This window comes from Pseudomonas sp. GW101-3H06 (genome assembly GCF_059424605.1).
Genome location: NZ_JBWKZO010000001.1, coordinates 978108 through 995389, shown reverse-complemented (window position 1 = coordinate 995389; position 17282 = coordinate 978108). Strand labels below are relative to the sequence as shown.

Genomic DNA, 17282 nt, shown 5'->3' with positions numbered 1-17282 from the left:
CAAGGGTCAGGGGTGTGCTTCGCGCACCCTGCCACTCCATCCCGGCACGGGCTGCAATACCAGCACCAGCCCGGAAAGGCCCAGGACAAGATAGCTGAACACCTGCCAACGCACTGCATCCGGCCAACCGATACGCGCCGCGAAGTACATCGCACACGCATACAGCGCCATCAACAACAGTTGCCCGCGAATATCCCGCCATAGACTGGCAAGGCCCTCGGCCTGAACCAGCACCAAAGCCTGAAAAACCACGCACGCGGCGGCAAACCCCACCACCAGCGCATTCAACATGCCTGCGATTTCGTCGATCAGCAGCGGCGCCAGGCCGATTCGCCCCAGCACCGGCAGCAGACCGATGTGCAATAACCACAGACCGCCGACCCACAACATCTGGGTCAGCTGCCAAAGCATGGCGCCCGCTCGAAGCGGACGCCTGCCTTTAGAGGTGGCGAACTTCGACAATCTCGTACTCGATAACGCCACCAGGCGTTTTGACGACGACCACATCGCCCTCTTCCTTGGCGATCAAGGCGCGAGCAATGGGCGAGCCGACCGAAATCTTGCCGAGTTTGATGTCAGCTTCGTCCTCACCAACAATCTGGTAGGTCACGCTTTCATCCGTTTCGACGTTGGCGATTTCGACGGTCGTGCCAAATATCACTTTGCCGGTATGAGGAATGGTCGTGACGTCAATAACCACAGCGTTCTGCATGCGGCCTTCGATGTCACGGATCCGCGCCTCGACCATACCTTGTTGCTCGCGAGCGGCGTGGTATTCGGCGTTTTCCTTCAAGTCACCCAACTCGCGGGCCGTACCGATATCCTGGCTGAGCTTCGGACGGACGACTTTGGTCAGGTGAGCGTGCTCCTCTTCCAGGGCGCGAGCGCCCTGAACGGTCATCGGGTACTTCGTTATGCTCATGCCTTCAATCCTGCGTGTAGATCCTGCAAGCGGCGCACGGTCTTCTCGGGACCGAACTTCAGCGCTTCGCAGATCGCTTCGCCAGCAGCAATGGTCGTGGTGCAGTAGATCTTGTGCTGCAGGGCATTGCGACGAATGGAATAGGAGTCGGCGATCGACTGGCGGCCTTCGGTGGTATTGATGATCAGAGTGACTTCGTCATTTTTGATCATATCGACCACGTGCGGACGGCCCTCGGTCACCTTGTTTACGCGGCGCACTTTCAGGCCTGCGGCTTCGATCAGCTTGGCAGTACCGGCAGTGGCAACCACTTCAAAGCCCAAGTTGATCAGATCACGGGCCACGCCCGCAACCAGCGGCTTGTCGTCGTCGCGGACGCTGATGAATGCAGTACCACCGGTCGGCAGCACTTCGCTGGCACCCATTTGCGCCTTGGCGAACGCTTCGCCGAAGGTGTCACCCACACCCATCACTTCGCCGGTGGACTTCATCTCAGGGCCGAGGATCGGGTCAACACCAGGGAATTTGGCGAACGGGAACACCGCCTCTTTCACACTGTAGAAGTTCGGGATGATTTCCTTGGTGAAACCCAGCTCTTTCAGGGTTTTACCAGCCATCACGCGTGCAGCGATCATTGCCAGGGAAACACCGATGCACTTGGACACGAACGGTACGGTACGGGAAGCACGCGGGTTGACTTCGATGACGTAGATATCTTCGCCTTGCAGCGCCAACTGTACGTTCATCAGACCGACCACGCCGAGCTCCAGGGCCATTTTCTTGACCTGTTCGCGCATCTCGTCCTGGATGTGCGCCGGCAGCGAGTACGGCGGCAGCGAGCACGCGGAGTCACCAGAGTGAACACCGGCCTGCTCGATGTGCTGCATGATCGCGCCGATCACCACGTCCTTGCCGTCGCAGACAGCATCCACGTCCATTTCGATCGCGCAATTGAGGAAGTGATCCAGCAGCACCGGGCTGTCGTTGGACACTTGAACCGCTTCACGCAGGTAGCGCTTGAGCTCTTCTTCTTCGTAAACGATTTCCATCGCACGACCGCCCAACACATAGGACGGACGCACCACCAGCGGGTAGCCAATCTTGGCAGCAGCACGAATCGCTTCGTCTTCGCTACGCACGGTGGCGTTTGGCGGCTGACGCAGGTTCAGGCGCTGGACCATTTGCTGGAAGCGCTCGCGGTCTTCGGCACGGTCGATGGCGTCAGGACTGGTACCGATGATCGGCACACCGGCGGCTTCCAGGGCGCGAGCCAGTTTCAGCGGGGTCTGACCACCGTACTGGACGATCACGCCTTTTGGCTTCTCGACGCGGACGATTTCCAGCACGTCCTCCAGGGTTACGGGTTCGAAGTACAGGCGATCGGAGGTGTCGTAGTCGGTGGAAACGGTTTCCGGGTTGCAGTTGACCATGATGGTCTCGTAACCATCATCGCGCAGGGCCAGTGCCGCGTGTACGCAGCAGTAGTCGAACTCGATGCCCTGGCCGATACGGTTCGGACCACCGCCCAGGATCATGATCTTGTCGCGGCCCGACGGCGCGGCTTCACACTCTTCTTCGTACGTCGAGTACAGGTAAGCGGTATCCGTGGCGAACTCGGCGGCACAGGTGTCGACACGCTTGTAGACCGGGAATACTTCCACCTTGTGGCGATGAGCACGCAGGCTCTTCTCGGTCACGCCCAGCAGCTTGGCCAGACGCTGATCGGAGAAACCTTTGCGCTTGAGTCGGAACATCAGGTCGCGGTCGATGCTGGTCAGCCCCAGGGTCTTGACCTTCTCTTCGTCCTTGATCAGATCTTCCATCTGCACCAGGAACCAAGGATCAATCATGGTCATGCTGAAGATGTCTTCAACGCTCATGCCGGCGCGCATTGCGTCCGCCACGTACCAGATACGCTCGGCACCCGGCACGGTCAGTTCGCGCTTGAGGATGCTCATGCTTTCCGGGTTGCTCAGGTCAACCTTCTCGTCCAGACCACAGACGCCCACTTCCAGGCCGCGCAGGGCTTTCTGCAGGGATTCCTGGAAGGTGCGGCCGATGGCCATGACTTCACCGACCGACTTCATTTGCGTGGTCAGGCGTGCGTCTGCCTTGGCGAATTTCTCGAAGGCGAAACGTGGCAGCTTGGTCACAACGTAGTCGATGGACGGCTCGAAGGACGCCGGGGTCTTGCCGCCGGTGATGTCGTTCGACAGTTCGTCCAGGGTGTACCCCACAGCCAGCTTGGCTGCGACCTTGGCGATCGGGAAACCGGTGGCTTTCGAAGCCAGTGCCGAGGAGCGGGATACACGCGGGTTCATCTCGATGACAACCATGCGACCAGTGTTCGGGCAGATACCGAACTGGACGTTGGAACCACCGGTTTCCACGCCGATCTCGCGCAGTACCGCCAAGGAGGCGTTACGCAGGATCTGGTATTCCTTGTCGGTCAGGGTCTGTGCTGGCGCCACGGTGATCGAGTCACCGGTGTGCACGCCCATCGGGTCGAAGTTTTCGATGGAGCAAACGATGATGCAGTTGTCCTTCTTATCGCGGACAACCTCCATCTCATACTCTTTCCAGCCTATCAGCGATTCGTCGATCAGCAGCTCTTTGGTTGGCGACAGGTCCAGGCCACGGGCGCAGATTTCTTCGAACTCTTCACGGTTGTAAGCGATACCGCCGCCGGTGCCGCCCATGGTGAAGGAAGGACGAATGATGCACGGGAAGCCCAGCTTCTCAAGGACCGCGTTGGCCTCTTCCATGCTGTGGGCAATACCCGAACGCGGGCACGCCAGGCCGATGGACTTCATGGCCTTGTCGAAACGCGAACGGTCTTCAGCCTTGTCGATGGTGTCAGCGTTGGCACCGATCATTTCTACGCCGAACTTCTCCAGAACGCCTTCGCGCTCCAGGTCCAGGGCGCAATTGAGGGCAGTCTGACCACCCATGGTCGGCAGCAGTGCGTCCGGACGCTCTTTCTCGATGATCTTGGCGACAGTCTGCCATTTGATCGGTTCGATGTAAGTGGCGTCGGCCATGGCCGGGTCAGTCATGATGGTGGCCGGGTTAGAGTTCACCAGGATGACGCGGTAACCCTCTTCGCGCAGGGCTTTACAGGCCTGGGCGCCGGAGTAGTCGAATTCACAGGCCTGGCCGATAACAATCGGGCCAGCGCCGAGAATCAGGATGCTTTTAATGTCTGTACGTTTTGGCATGGGTTTGTCACTCAAATCCGCAGGTCAGTCGGCAAGCCGTCTTGTTCAATCTATGAAGACTTGAGGGGGACGCCGGTATCGGGACCGCCCTCAAGCTTTGCTGCATCAGGGCGAGCGATCAGCGTCGCTTGGCCATCTCATTGATGAAGCGATCGAACAGTGGCGCTACGTCGTTCGGGCCAGGGCTGGCTTCAGGGTGACCCTGGAAGCTGAAGGCGCTCTTGTCGGTGCGCTCGATCCCTTGCAGGGTGCCGTCGAACAGCGATTTGTGGATCGCGCGGACGTTGGCCGGCAGGGTCGCTTCGTCAACCGCAAAACCGTGGTTCTGGCTGGTGATCATCACGACACCGGTATCCAGATCCTGGACCGGGTGGTTGGCACCGTGGTGGCCGTGGCCCATTTTCAGGGTCTTTGCGCCGGAGGCCAGGGCCAGCAGCTGGTGACCGAGGCAGATACCGAACACCGGGATCTCGGTTTCCAGCACATCCTTGATCGCCTGGATCGCATAGTCGCAAGGCTCCGGATCACCAGGGCCGTTGGACAGGAATACGCCATCCGGCTTCAGCGCCAGCACATCAGCCGCAGGGGTTTGAGCGGGTACAACGGTCACGCGGCAACCGCGCTCGACCAGCATGCGCAGGATGTTCACTTTGACGCCGTAGTCGTAGGCCACCACGTGGTATGGCAGCTCGGAAGCTTCGATGGTCGCGTGGCTGTCGGTTTTCAAATCCCAGACAGTCGAGCGCCACTCGTAGGAATCCTTGGTACTGACGACTTTCGCCAGGTCCATGCCTTTGAGACCAGGGAAGCCCTGGGCAGCGGCGATGGCGGCTTCTTCGGAAATGTTGTCACCGGCCATGATGCAGCCGTTCTGCGCGCCTTTTTCACGCAGGATGCGTGTCAGGCGGCGGGTGTCGATACCGGCGATCGCCACAACATTGTTGGCTTTCAGGTAGTCGGACAAGGACATCGTATTACGCCAGTTGCTCGCTACCAGTGGCAGGTCACGAATAACCAGGCCAGCGGACCAGACGCGGTTCGACTCGGCATCTTCCGGCGTGGTGCCGGTGTTGCCGATGTGCGGGTAAGTCAGGGTAACGATTTGTTGGGCGTAGGAAGGATCGGTAAGGATTTCCTGATAGCCGGTCATTGCGGTGTTGAACACCACCTCACCAACGGTTTGACCGTCGGCTCCAATGGCTTCGCCGCGAAAAATGCTGCCATCAGCAAGGGCGAGTATGGCTGGCTTAGTCAAGAAGACCTCCCGTAAATAAAGCCTGAAAGGGCGATCGCAGGTTGTAAAAAAGCGGAGTGACGTATGGACACGTCACCCCGCTTCTTCACTGAATTATTCTGCGCGCTTTTAGTGGACACACTAAAGCTGTAGCTTACAGAAAAAGGCATTTTTGGTCTACCGCCAATGAGCCCGAAAGGCCGGAGAATGCAACAGGTCGTCGCTTGGCGGAGTAAAACCGGGCTCAAACGCAGGGTTTGAACCCGATTTCGGGCATATCTTAACGCAGGTCGAGTACGTCTTGCATATCGTAAAGGCCAGGCTCGCGCCCATCCAGCCACAACGCGGCACGTACAGCACCCTTGGCGAAGGTCATGCGACTGGACGCCTTGTGAGTGATCTCCACACGCTCGCCATCAGCAGCGAACAGCACGGTATGATCACCAACAATGTCACCGGCGCGCACAGTGGCGAAACCGATCGTTTCACGCTCACGAGCACCGGTCTGGCCCTCACGACCGTAAACCGCCACTTTCTTCAGGTCACGACCCAACGCATCGGCGATCACTTCGCCCATGCGCACCGCCGTTCCCGACGGCGCATCGACTTTATGCCGATGGTGGGCTTCGGTGATCTCGATATCGACATCATCACCGAGCACACGAGCGGCAGTGTCGAGCAACTTCAGGCAGAGGTTTACACCGACGCTGAAGTTGGCGGCGAAGACGATCGGGATATCTTTGCCCGCCTCCGCCAGCAACTGCTTCTCTTCAACACTGAAACCGGTGGTGCCAATGATCATCGCCTTACCGTGCTTGCGGCAGAAGACGAGATTCTTCAGGGTCACCGTCGGGTGCGTGAAATCGATCAGCACGTCGAATTCGTCAACGACACGGTCCAGATCACCGGACAGCGGCACACCAATTCGGCCCAGCGCAGCCAGCTCACCGGCATCGGCGCCAACCAGCGTGCTGTCAGGACGATCCACGGCCGCGGTCAGGCCAGCGCCCGGCGCTTGATGCACCGCCTCGATCAGGGTTTTACCCATGCGCCCGGCGGCGCCCATCACAGCTATACGTCGCATGCCTGCCTCCTTACAAATCGCCGAAGAAGCGCTTCACGCCTTCGAACCAGCCCGTGGTTTTCGGTGAATGGCTGTTGTCATCCGCCAGCGAGCTGCGGAACTCTTCCAGCATTTCGCGCTGACGACGACTCAGGTTGACCGGTGTCTCGACCGCTACACGGCACATCAAGTCACCGGCACCGCCGCCACGTACAGGCGCGACACCCTTGCCACGAACACGGAATTGCTTGCCGGTCTGAGTACCTTCAGGAATCTTCAGCTTGACCCGACCATCAAGGGTCGGAATCTCCAGCTCGCCACCCAGCGCCGCATCGACGAAGCTGATCGGCACTTCACAGAACAGGTGCTTGCCGTCGCGCTGGAAGATCGAGTGCTCGCGCACATTGATCACCACGTACAGATCACCGGTCGGCCCACCCTGGGCACCCGCCTCGCCTTCGCCGGACAGGCGAATGCGGTCGCCGGTATCGACACCGGCCGGCACTTTCACCGACAGGGTCTTGTATTCCTCGACACGACCTTCGCCATGACAGGAATCGCACGGGTCGGAAATGATCTTGCCCTGGCCATGGCAGCGCGGGCAGGTCTGCTGCACCGAGAAGAAACCTTGCTGCATGCGTACTTGGCCGATGCCGCCACAGGTCGGGCAAGTCACCGGCGAAGAGCCTTTCTTGGCACCCGAGCCGTCGCACGGCTTGCAGTTGACCAATGTCGGAACACGGATATTCACGGTCGTGCCGCGCACCGCTTCTTCCAGGTCCAGCTCCAGGGTGTAACGCAAATCACTGCCGCGCTGAGCACCGCCACGGGAACCACCGCGACCGCCACCGAAGAAGTCACTGAAGACATCACCAAAGATGTCGGAGAAGTTCTGGCCACCGAAACCGGCACCGCCGCCACCCATGCTCGGGTCGACACCGGCATGGCCGTACTGGTCGTACGCCGCACGCTTGCTGGAATCGGACAGCACTTCGTAGGCCTCGTTGGCCTCCTTGAACATCTCTTCCGACGCTTTGTCATCGGGATTACGGTCCGGGTGGTGCTTCATCGCCAGGCGACGGTAGGCCTTTTTCAGGTCCGCCTCGCTTGAGCCTCGTTCAACACCCAATACTTCGTAATAGTCACGCTTTGCCATAAGTCTTTTGCACTCTTGAGGACGTTCGACAAACCTCTCCTGAGCCTCGCCGAACTCGTTGAGCCCCAATGCAGGCCCGGACCCAACTCACGTCAATTCAACGATCCTGGTCTTTGTTTCGATGCGGCACTTCCGGCTCGGAAAGCAGGAGCATTTCCGGCCATGCCACCAACATCCGAACGTTGTCGCATGTTGTAAAAATTCGCTAACTCCAGACACGCCAACGCGGGAGCAAGCTCCCGCGCGGCGACATCCTACCAGTCACCGCCTGAAGGCAGTCAACCGGCCGACCAACAACTTACTTGTGGTCTTTGACTTCTTCGAACTCGGCGTCGACGACGTCGTCAGCCTTCTCAGCCGATTCGCCTTGCGGTGCAGCACCTTCAGCTGGCTGCGCCTGCTCGGCGTACATTTTCTGAGCCACTGGCGCGGAGACCTTGGACAGCTCTTCAACCTTGGCTTCGATAGCGGCCTTGTCGTCGCCTTTTACAGCGGCTTCCAGGGCAACGACTGCGGCTTCGATTGCGGCCTTCTCTTCAGCGCTCACCTTGTCGCCAGCATCAGCGACCATTTTGCGCGTCGAGTGAACCAGTGCATCACCCTGGTTACGGGCAGCGGCCAGCTCTTCGAACTTGCGGTCTTCCTCGGCGTTGGCCTCGGCATCACGCACCATGCGCTCGATTTCTTCGTCGGACAGACCGGAGTTGGCCTTGATCACGATCGACTGAGTCTTGCCGGTAGCCTTGTCCTTGGCGCCTACGTGCAGAATGCCGTTGGCGTCGATGTCGAAGGTCACTTCGATTTGCGGTACACCACGTGGTGCCGGTGGAATCTCGGCCAGGTCGAACTTGCCCAGGGACTTGTTCTGCGCCGCTTGCTTACGCTCACCTTGCAGCACGTGAATGGTCACGGCGCCCTGGTTGTCGTCGGCAGTCGAGAACACTTGCGATTTCTTGGTAGGAATCGTGGTGTTTTTCTCGATCAGCGCAGTCATCACGCCACCCATGGTTTCGATACCCAGGGTCAGCGGGCTGACGTCCAGCAGCAGAACGTCCTTCACGTCACCCGCCAGAACGGCGCCCTGAATCGCAGCACCCACGGCAACGGCTTCGTCCGGGTTTACGTCCTTACGAGGCTCTTTACCGAAGAACTCGGTCACCAGCTTCTGAACCAGCGGCATACGGGTCTGACCGCCGACGAGGATCACATCGTTGATCTTGGCGACATCGATACCGGCGTCTTTCATGGCGATGCGGCAAGGTTCGATGGTGCGTTGAACCAAGTCCTCTACCAGCGCTTCCAGCTTGGCGCGGGAGATCTTCACGTTCAGGTGCTTAGGACCGGTGGCGTCTGCGGTGATGTACGGCAGGTTCACGTCGGTCGACTGAGCGGAAGACAGCTCGATCTTGGCTTTTTCAGCGGCTTCTTTAAGGCGCTGCATCGCCAGCGGGTCACCCTTAAGGTTCATGCCGCTTTCTTTCTTGAATTCGTCGACGAGGTAGTCGATCAGACGAATGTCGAAGTCTTCACCACCCAGGAAGGTGTCGCCGTTGGTGGCCAACACTTCGAACTGGTGCTCGCCATCGACTTCGGCGATTTCGATCACGGACACGTCGAAAGTACCGCCACCCAGGTCATAAACGATCACGGTGTGATCGCCCTTGGCCTTGTCCATGCCGTATGCCAGAGCGGCCGCGGTTGGTTCGTTGATGATACGTTTTACGTCCAGGCCCGCGATGCGGCCGGCGTCTTTGGTGGCCTGACGCTGACTGTCGTTGAAGTAGGCCGGAACGGTGATCACCGCTTCGGTCACTGGCTCGCCGAGGTAGTCTTCGGCGGTCTTCTTCATTTTTTTCAGGATTTCAGCCGAGATTTGTGGCGGAGCCATTTTCTGGCCGTTCACTTCAACCCAGGCGTCGTTGTTGTCAGCCTTGACGATCTTGTAAGGGACCATCTGAATGTCTTTCTGAACGACTTCTTCTTCGAAGCGACGACCGATCAGACGCTTCACCGCGTACAGGGTGTTGTGCGGATTGGTCACCGCCTGGCGCTTGGCCGACTGGCCAACCAGGATTTCGCCATCGTTGGCGTAAGCGATGATCGACGGCGTGGTGCGTGCGCCTTCGGCGTTTTCAATAACTTTGGCTGTGCCGTTTTCCATCACGGAGACGCAGGAGTTGGTAGTCCCCAGGTCGATACCGATAATTTTGCCCATGTTCACTCTCCCGAAACTTTGGATTTGGTTGCCGCAGCAGTGGTGGCTAACTGCGGTAGCACTTAAACGCTTGACTTCTAAATGGGGGCCTTGCGGCTAATTTCAAGCCTGCTCATCAATCGAAGGCGAAACAGCTGCCGGCGCCTTGCTGACCACGACCATTGCCGGACGCAACAGGCGACCGTTGAGCTCGTAGCCCTTCTGGAACACCTTGAGCACGCTGTTCGGCTCGACGTCAGCACTTTCCTGCATCGCCATTGCCTGATGCTTGACGGCATTGAACGGCTCGCCATGCGGATCAATCGCTTCCAGCTGATAACGCTTCAGGGTGTCCTGGAACATTTTCAGGGTCAGTTCGATGCCTTCGCGCATTGGGCGGATGCTTTCGTCATCCGGGTTGGACAACTCCAGGCCGCGCTCCAGGCTGTCAATGATCGGCAGCAGATCGCCGGCAAATTTTTCCAGCGCGAATTTGTGAGCCTTTTCTACATCCTGCTCGGCGCGACGGCGGACGTTCTGCAGATCGGCGGCCACACGCAAAGCCTGATCCTGCGCGCCTGCCAGTTGCTCTTCGAGCACTTGTACACGAGCCGCCAGGTCGTCACCCGAAGCCTCGGGCGCCTGATTGGCGTCTGGATTTTGCGTATCCACTGTCTGTTCGTCAGCCATAGAATTCTCCTTTCAATATCGTCTGCGAGCCTGACTCGCGCTTCTGCCCAGCTATATGGGGCCGCAAAATGCAGCTTCAAGGGGCGCCCGTGCATTAACCCTACAAAAAACAGCTGCATTATCATTCCAGAACGCACCAAGGATTTCGTCGGATCAAGCGAATCGAGCTAACGAAGGGCATTGTCAGCCCGAAACAAAACACTGTATAAATAACCAGACCTAATGCCTGGGAGCGGCCTTTATGCTGGTGCACCTGTCCGTACACAACTACGCCATCGTTGAACATCTCGATCTCGAACTCGATCGCGGGATGAGCGTGATCACAGGCGAAACCGGCGCCGGCAAGTCGATCATGCTCGACGCGCTCGGCCTGACCCTTGGCGATCGCGCAGACAGCGGCGTGGTTCGACCGGGCGCAGACAAGGCCGACATCCTGGCGACCTTCGACCTGGTCGACATCCCGGAAGCCAGCGCCTGGCTGGCCGAACGCGATCTCGAGAACGATGGCCCGTGCATCCTGCGCCGGGTCATTACCGCCGAAGGGCGCTCACGCGGCTATATAAACGGCACCCCCTGCCCCTTGGGTGACCTCAAGGCGCTGGGCGAACTGCTGATCGATATCCACAGCCAGCACGAACACCAATCCTTGCTCAAGACCGACACCCACCGCCGCCTGCTCGACGAGTACGCCGGCGCGACGGACCTTGCCCGCCAGGTACAGCTGGCCGCCCAACGCTGGCGCCAGACCCGCCAGGAACTGGAGCGACTCTCCAACTCCGGCGACGAACAGCGCGCTCGCCACCAATTACTCAGCTATCAGCTCGAAGAGCTGGAAAACCTGGGCCTGGGCGACAACGAACTGGAGCAGCTTGAACAGGAACACAAGAACCTGACCAATGCTGAAACCCTGCTGGGCATCTGCCGGCAGGTGGTCGAGCAATGCAGCGAAAGTGATTCCGGCAACGTGCTGAACGCCCTGACCGCCAGCCTCAACCGCCTGTCGAGCGTGAACAACTCGATAGGCGCGCTGGGCGAAGCCAGCAGCCTGCTGACCAGCGCACAGATCCAGGTGGAGGAAGCCGTGGGCGAGCTGAATCGCTTCCTCGACAACTTCGACGCCGACCCTTCGCGCCTTCAGTACCTGGAAGAACGCCTCGACTCGATCTACACCCTGGCGCGCAAACATCGCATTCAGCCGACTGAAGTCGCCGAGATGCAACAAAAGCTGCTGGATGAAATCGAAACCCTGAACGCCAATGACGAATCCATCGAGCGCCTGAGCGACGAGCTGTCGTCCTACGCCCGTCACTACCAGGAAAAGGCCCGCGAACTGAGCGATTTGCGTCACCAGGCCTCCACCAGCCTGGCCAGCGCAGTGGAACAGGAAATCCAGCGCCTGGGGATGCCCGGAGGGCGCTTCACCATCGAACTGCGCCCCAACAGCGGAGACGAACTGCTGCCTAACGGGCTCGAGCAGGTCGAGCTTCTGGTCAGCGCCAACCCAGGGCAGCCATTGAAGGCCCTGGCGAAAGTCGCATCCGGCGGCGAGCTGTCACGGATCAGCCTGGCTATCCAGGTTATTACCGCACAAACCTCTCGCGTACCGACCTTGGTCTTCGACGAAGTGGACGTGGGCATTGGCGGCCCGACGGCCGAGATCGTCGGCCAGTTGCTGCGTCGACTCGGAGAGCGCGGGCAGGTTCTGACTGTGACGCACTTGCCACAAGTCGCAGCGCAGGGTCATCAGCACCTGTTTGTGCACAAAGTACGAGGTGAAGATGCTACCCGTACTGCCGTCTCAAAACTGAGCAAGAATGACCGTGTCGAAGAGGTGGCTCGAATGCTGGGCGGCATCGATCTCACCAAGGAATCCCTGGCTCACGCCAAAAAAATGGTGGTTGCTGCAAAAGCTTAAGTCGATGCAGAAAGCACGAAGGCGACCCAAGGGTCGCCTTCGTTCGTTTCGCGAAGCTTGTGTTCGCGCGACATGCTTACTTTTTCTTGCGCACGTACAGCACCAGATTGTGATCAACCATCTCGAAGCCATACTTGTCGACGATTGCTTTCTGCAGGCGCTCGATTTCTTCGTCGAAGAATTCGATCACTTCACTGGTCTCGACGTTGACCATATGGTCGTGATGCTTGCCGTCGTCCAGCTCGAAGACCGCATGGCCTCCGTCGAAGTTGTGTCGCACCACAAGGCCAGCTGCCTCGAACTGAGTCAGTACACGGTAAACCGTGGCCAGACCGACGTCCTCGCCAGCCTCCATCAGTGCCTTGTAGACATCCTCGGCACTCATGTGGCGTTGCTCGGCGGAATCGAGCATTTGCAGAATCTTGACCCGTGGCAGGGTCACTTTGAGGCCGGCTTTGCGTAGTTCGCTATTTTCAACCATGGTCAGCTTTCTCGCGATGCTGCTTCGCAGCTTCTCTTAATGCGGGTATGATCGGCGTTTACGTTGTCCCAGCCAAGATAGTGGAAGTCGCCCACCGATGCAAAACACCAAGCTCTTGCTAACCAGTTTCACCTTTGTGGGACTGCTCGCACTCGCCGGTTGTTCATTCCCCGGGGTTTACAAAATCGACATCCAGCAGGGCAATGTCGTCACGCAGGACATGATAGACCAGTTACGCCCGGGAATGACCCGTAAGCAAGTAAGGTTTATCATGGGCAACCCTCTGTTGACCGACACGTTCCATGCCGATCGCTGGGATTACCTGTACAGCCTGCAACCAGGGGGCGGTGAACGCCAACAGGAACGCATTAGCGTTATCTTCAACCCAAATGATCAACTTGTCAGCCTCTCCGGTGATTTCATGCCAGGCGTGAGCCGTGACGAGGCCATTCTCGGCCAGGACAGTGGCACTACCGTGACCGCGCCAACTGAAAACGTCGAGAAGCCGAAACCGGAAAAACCGGTCAAACCAGGTTCGTTGCTGGATCAGATCCAGAAGGAAGTGGACGGTGTAGAAACTGTTCCGGTTCCCACTCCAGAACCACTGGACACCTCGCCGCAATAATTTGCGATGCAATAAAAAACCCGGCATGCCCGGGTTTTTTATTGCCTGGCCGTAACACTCACTGATTCCGGGCCTTGGCTTCGGCCGCTTTGGCTGCACGCAACCGACGAACTTCCTTCGGATCCGCCAGCAAAGGCCGGTAAATCTCGATGCGATCCCCAGACTGGACGCACCGGTTGCCGGGATCGACGATCACCTTGCCGAAGATCCCAACGGGACATGTGGCCAAATCCAGCTCCGGAAACAATTGGCCAATCCCGGATTGCAGCAACGCCGCCCGAATGCTTGTTCCTGGCGGTACCTTCACCGACAAAAGCACCTGCCGATCAACAGCGGCATAGACCACTTCGACCTCGATCACTGCCTCAACCATGTATGTGCTTGGCCCGCTGGCAGAACGCATCCACCAACGTGTTGGCCGCCTGATTGAACAACGGCCCCAGGGTCGCGCGAACAATGGGTCCGGCGTAATCAAACGACAGGTCCAGACTGATCTTGCAGGCCTTGTCGGTCAAAGCCTTGAATACCCAAATGCCATGCAGCTGAGTGAACGGGCCTTCTTCGAGGTTCATCTCGATCGACTTCCCAGGGATCAGGGTATTACGCGTCACGAAATGCTGGCTGAGCCCTCCCTTCGCTACACCGACGCTGGCACGCATATGCTCGGGCGAGCTTTCCAGCACTTCGGCGGATGAACACCACGGCAGGAACTCAGGATATCGCGCCACGTCATTGACCAGGTCATACAGGGCTTGCGCCGGGTACGGCAACAAGGCCGAACGTGAAATGTGTGTCGTCATGTCAGCGTCATTTCCACAACTGGGCGGCAAACACTACAAGAATGCCGATGGGCGCCACATAGCGCATCAAGAACAAAGACAGGGCGAACAACGCAGGGTTGCGGAGCGACAGTTCGTCGCGCACCACTTCCCGGTTCATCACCCAGCCCGCGAACACCACGAAACACAAACCACCGAGTGGCAACATGATCCGCGAAGTGAAGAAATCGATCACGCCAAAGAAATCCAGGCCGCTCGCCGCCCCCCATTGGTAGAGGTGGAACGAACCGCCTTCGTTCACGAAAAACTTGGCTTGCTTCCAGATATTGAACGAAAACACCGTGCCCAGACCGACAAACCAGCAGGTAAATGCCAGCCAGAAGGTCACCCAGGCGCGGCTGATTTTTGTCCGTTCGACCAGGTACGCCACCATCGGCTCGAGCAGTGAGATCGCCGAACTCCAGGCCGCAATCGCCACCAACACGAAGAACACTACGCCCATCAACTGACCGAACGCTACGTTACCGAAGGCAAACGGCAGGCTGACAAACATCAGCCCAGGACCTTCGCTCGGGTTCAGACCCGCGGCGAACACGATCGGGAACAGTGCCAGACCGGCCACCAGGGAAACAAAAGTGTCGAGCAGCGCCACGCCAACGACTGTCCCGGAAATAGACGAGCTCTTCGGCATGTAAGCGCCGTAGATCATGATCGAACCAACGCCCACGCTCAGGGAAAAGAACGCGTGCCCCATGGCCGGCAACAAACCTTCAAAGACTTTTTCCGGATGGAAGTCGAACATAAAATGCACGCCCTCCATGAAATATCCGGTGGTCATGCTGTACCCCAGCAACACAATCACCATCACAAACAGCAGCGGCATCATGATACGCAAGCTGCGCTCAAGCCCGGCAACCACGCCCCTGGCGATTACAACCGCCGACAACAGCATAAAAATCGTGTGCCAAAATGTCAGGCGCCACGGGTCGGCAATGACATTGCCAAAGTACGCCCCCACCTGATCGGGTGTCGCCCCCTGAAAGTCGCCACGCCCCATGTCGATGATGTAATCGAGCGACCAGCCGCCAACCACACTGTAGAAAGACAGGATCAGCAACGCCGTGATCATCCCGGCAAAGGCACCCCAGGACCATTTCGCCGAATGCCCCGCTTCCAGCGCCAGCACCTTCAAGGCGTTGGCCGGACTTTGCCGTGCCCGCCGGCCGATCAGGGTTTCCGCCAACATGACCGGGACACCGATCAGCGCAATACAGGCCAGAAACATCAGTACAAAGGCACCGCCGCCATAGACGCCGACCATGTACGGAAATTTCCAGATGCTGCCCAGCCCCACGGCAGAACCGGTCGCGGCGAGTATGAAAACCCAGCGGCTAGCCCAACTGCCGTGGACAGAAACCTTGTCTGTCGACATCGATATTACGACCAAGCGTTCAAAAAAAAGAGCGCGCATTGTCCGGGATTCAATCAACCTGCTCAAGCACGCAGCATCACCGTAGCCGACTCGCTTGCAACTCCCTATAATGCCGCCCCTATGGCTAAACAGAAGAAACACCCCACAGGGACCATCGCGCAAAATAAAAAGGCGCGACACGATTACTTCATCGAACATCGGTTCGAGGCTGGTCTGGTCCTGGCCGGCTGGGAAGTAAAAAGTTTGCGGGCAAGCAAGCTGCAACTGGTTGACAGTTACGTACTGCTCAAGGACGGCGAAGCCTGGTTGCTCGGCAGCCACATCACGCCGCTGACGACCGCCAGCACCCACGTCATTGCCGATCCGACCCGCACCCGTAAATTGCTGCTCAACCGCCGCGAGCTGGATAAGCTGTCCGCAGCCGTACAGCAAAAAGGTTACGCCTGCGTGTGCCTGTCCTGGTACTGGAGCAAGCACATGGTCAAGTGCGAGATCGCACTGGGCAAGGGCAAGAAGGAATACGACAAGCGTGATACCGAGCGCGAGCGCGATGCCGGTCGCGAGCTGCAGCGTGCGGTGCGGAACAAGGGTAAGGAAGAGTAATCTTCTGGCCTGACCGCGACTACTGTGGCGAGGGAGCTTGCTCCCTCGCCACAGAATACCCCTACATCCCCTTGCGCCGCTCCGCCCGGGCCACGCGCTGAACTTCCTGACGCACTTCTTCCAGCACTTCCTGCACATACAGAATGTGGCGACTGGAGACTTCCCGCGCGCACTCCGCCCTGCCTTCGATAATCGCCAGATACAATTCCCGGTGCTGCGTGATCAGCATATCGCGGGTTTCAGTGCGCTGTTTGTACATGCCGCCAATGTTGGTGACCACGTTGCGTTTGAGCAGGTCGAACAAGCCGCGAATGGTGTGCAGCAGCACCGCGTTGTGGCTCGCCTCGGCAATCGCCAGATGGAATTTCGCATCCGCCGCGCCTTCTTCCGCCCGACTGACCTCATCGTGCCGCGAATAACAGTCCTGCAACTCATTGAACGCCGCGGTCAGTCGCTCGCGATCAACATCCGTGGCACGTAAGGCGGCGTAGTAAGCGCAGGACGCTTCCAGTGTATGGCGAAATTCCAACAGATCGCGCTGAGCCTCGGGATTGCTTTCCAGCAGTTGCAGCAGTGGATCACTGAAGGTCGTACCCAGGGACTCCACCACATAGTTGCCACCCCCCTGGCGACTGACCAGCAAACCCTTAGTGACCAGTTTCTGAATGGCTTCGCGCAACGAAGGGCGTGACACACCGAACTGCTCGGCCAATGCCCGTTCGGCCGGCAGACGCTCTCCGGCCTTCAGCGTGCCTTCAAGGATCATGCCCTCCAGTTGCTCGACAATATCGTCAGACAAACGGCGCTGACGTATCTGATCAAACCCCATAACTCGATTTCTCCACGACCCGACGACTCGCCGGGGCTCTATTCTGGTCCATTCGCGCCGTGTCGGCACCTGTTGCCAAGCATTTAACCCGGCAACCCGAATGCGGCGACTGATCACGCATTCGACAAAAGTTTTAGGGCG

16 protein-coding genes are annotated in these 17282 nt (G+C 58.6%); 3 read left to right on the top strand and 13 right to left on the bottom strand.

All coding sequences use genetic code 11. The features are described from left to right. Positions 1–6: 6 nt before the first annotated feature. From AC07ZE_RS04485 to grpE, 8 genes are all read right to left on the bottom strand, one after another. Positions 7–411 carry an MFS transporter gene (locus AC07ZE_RS04485; RefSeq protein WP_207261696.1) on the bottom strand — a complete coding sequence of 135 codons (405 nt, stop codon included), beginning with the start codon at positions 409–411 and terminating at the stop codon, positions 7–9. A gap of 28 nt (positions 412–439) precedes the next feature. After that, entirely contained in the window at positions 440–916 is a 477-nt protein-coding gene (gene greA / locus AC07ZE_RS04480) for a transcription elongation factor GreA (RefSeq protein ID WP_207267760.1), read from the bottom strand. A gap of 2 nt (positions 917–918) precedes the next feature. Next, positions 919–4140: a carbamoyl-phosphate synthase large subunit gene (carB, locus tag AC07ZE_RS04475; RefSeq protein WP_207261695.1), complete on the bottom strand. Its 3222-nt coding sequence runs from the start codon at positions 4138–4140 to the stop codon at positions 919–921. A 118-nt stretch (positions 4141–4258) separates the two neighbouring features. After that, complete coding sequence (carA, locus tag AC07ZE_RS04470) at positions 4259–5395, bottom strand: glutamine-hydrolyzing carbamoyl-phosphate synthase small subunit (RefSeq protein WP_095965946.1); 1137 nt, start codon at positions 5393–5395, stop codon at positions 4259–4261. A 259-nt stretch (positions 5396–5654) separates the two neighbouring features. Then, a complete protein-coding gene (gene dapB / locus AC07ZE_RS04465) occupies positions 5655–6458 on the bottom strand; it encodes a 4-hydroxy-tetrahydrodipicolinate reductase (protein ID WP_095194005.1) in 804 nt (267 codons plus the stop codon). A 10-nt stretch (positions 6459–6468) separates the two neighbouring features. Next, positions 6469–7593 (bottom strand): molecular chaperone DnaJ, encoded by a 1125-nt coding sequence (dnaJ, locus tag AC07ZE_RS04460; RefSeq protein WP_007973132.1) that lies wholly within the window; start codon positions 7591–7593, stop codon positions 6469–6471. A gap of 298 nt (positions 7594–7891) precedes the next feature. Continuing rightward, on the bottom strand, positions 7892–9808 hold the full coding sequence (gene dnaK / locus AC07ZE_RS04455) for a molecular chaperone DnaK (protein ID WP_207261694.1): 1917 nt from the start codon (positions 9806–9808) through the stop codon (positions 7892–7894). Between the two features lie 102 nt (positions 9809–9910). Beyond that, entirely contained in the window at positions 9911–10477 is a 567-nt protein-coding gene (gene grpE / locus AC07ZE_RS04450; RefSeq protein WP_207261681.1) for a nucleotide exchange factor GrpE, read from the bottom strand. A gap of 241 nt (positions 10478–10718) precedes the next feature. Here grpE and recN point away from each other — a divergent pair, with 241 nt between their 5' ends. After that, positions 10719–12392: a DNA repair protein RecN gene (gene recN, locus AC07ZE_RS04445; RefSeq protein WP_095194008.1), complete on the top strand. Its 1674-nt coding sequence runs from the start codon at positions 10719–10721 to the stop codon at positions 12390–12392. Positions 12393–12468: 76 nt separating this feature from the next. Here recN and fur read toward each other — a convergent pair whose 3' ends face one another. After that, the gene (fur, locus tag AC07ZE_RS04440; RefSeq protein WP_003197684.1) at positions 12469–12873 is read right to left on the bottom strand and encodes a ferric iron uptake transcriptional regulator; all 405 of its coding nucleotides are present in this window, start codon (positions 12871–12873) and stop codon (positions 12469–12471) included. Between the two features lie 97 nt (positions 12874–12970). Between fur and AC07ZE_RS04435 the strand changes: the two genes are divergently transcribed. Continuing rightward, the gene (locus tag AC07ZE_RS04435; protein ID WP_207261679.1) at positions 12971–13498 is read left to right on the top strand and encodes an outer membrane protein assembly factor BamE; all 528 of its coding nucleotides are present in this window, start codon (positions 12971–12973) and stop codon (positions 13496–13498) included. A 58-nt stretch (positions 13499–13556) separates the two neighbouring features. Here AC07ZE_RS04435 and AC07ZE_RS04430 read toward each other — a convergent pair whose 3' ends face one another. The 3 genes from AC07ZE_RS04430 to AC07ZE_RS04420 are packed head-to-tail and all read right to left on the bottom strand — an operon-like array spanning position 13557 to position 15709. After that, positions 13557–13871 (bottom strand): RnfH family protein, encoded by a 315-nt coding sequence (locus tag AC07ZE_RS04430; RefSeq protein WP_207261677.1) that lies wholly within the window; start codon positions 13869–13871, stop codon positions 13557–13559. Continuing rightward, positions 13864–14298, bottom strand: a complete 435-nt coding sequence (locus tag AC07ZE_RS04425; RefSeq protein WP_207261675.1) for a type II toxin-antitoxin system RatA family toxin — start codon at positions 14296–14298, stop codon at positions 13864–13866. The genes AC07ZE_RS04430 and AC07ZE_RS04425 overlap by 8 nt, the downstream gene beginning before the upstream one ends. Before the next feature lie 7 nt (positions 14299–14305). Beyond that, complete coding sequence (locus AC07ZE_RS04420) at positions 14306–15709, bottom strand: sodium-dependent transporter (protein WP_207261673.1); 1404 nt, start codon at positions 15707–15709, stop codon at positions 14306–14308. 120 nt (positions 15710–15829) lie between these two features. On the opposite strand from AC07ZE_RS04420, the gene smpB reads away from it, so the two are divergent. Then, the gene (gene smpB / locus AC07ZE_RS04415) at positions 15830–16312 is read left to right on the top strand and encodes an SsrA-binding protein SmpB (protein ID WP_137806057.1); all 483 of its coding nucleotides are present in this window, start codon (positions 15830–15832) and stop codon (positions 16310–16312) included. Positions 16313–16373: 61 nt separating this feature from the next. Here the strand turns inward: smpB and AC07ZE_RS04410 are convergent, their stop codons facing one another. Next, the gene (locus tag AC07ZE_RS04410; protein WP_207261671.1) at positions 16374–17141 is read right to left on the bottom strand and encodes a GntR family transcriptional regulator; all 768 of its coding nucleotides are present in this window, start codon (positions 17139–17141) and stop codon (positions 16374–16376) included. Positions 17142–17282 lie beyond the last annotated feature (141 nt).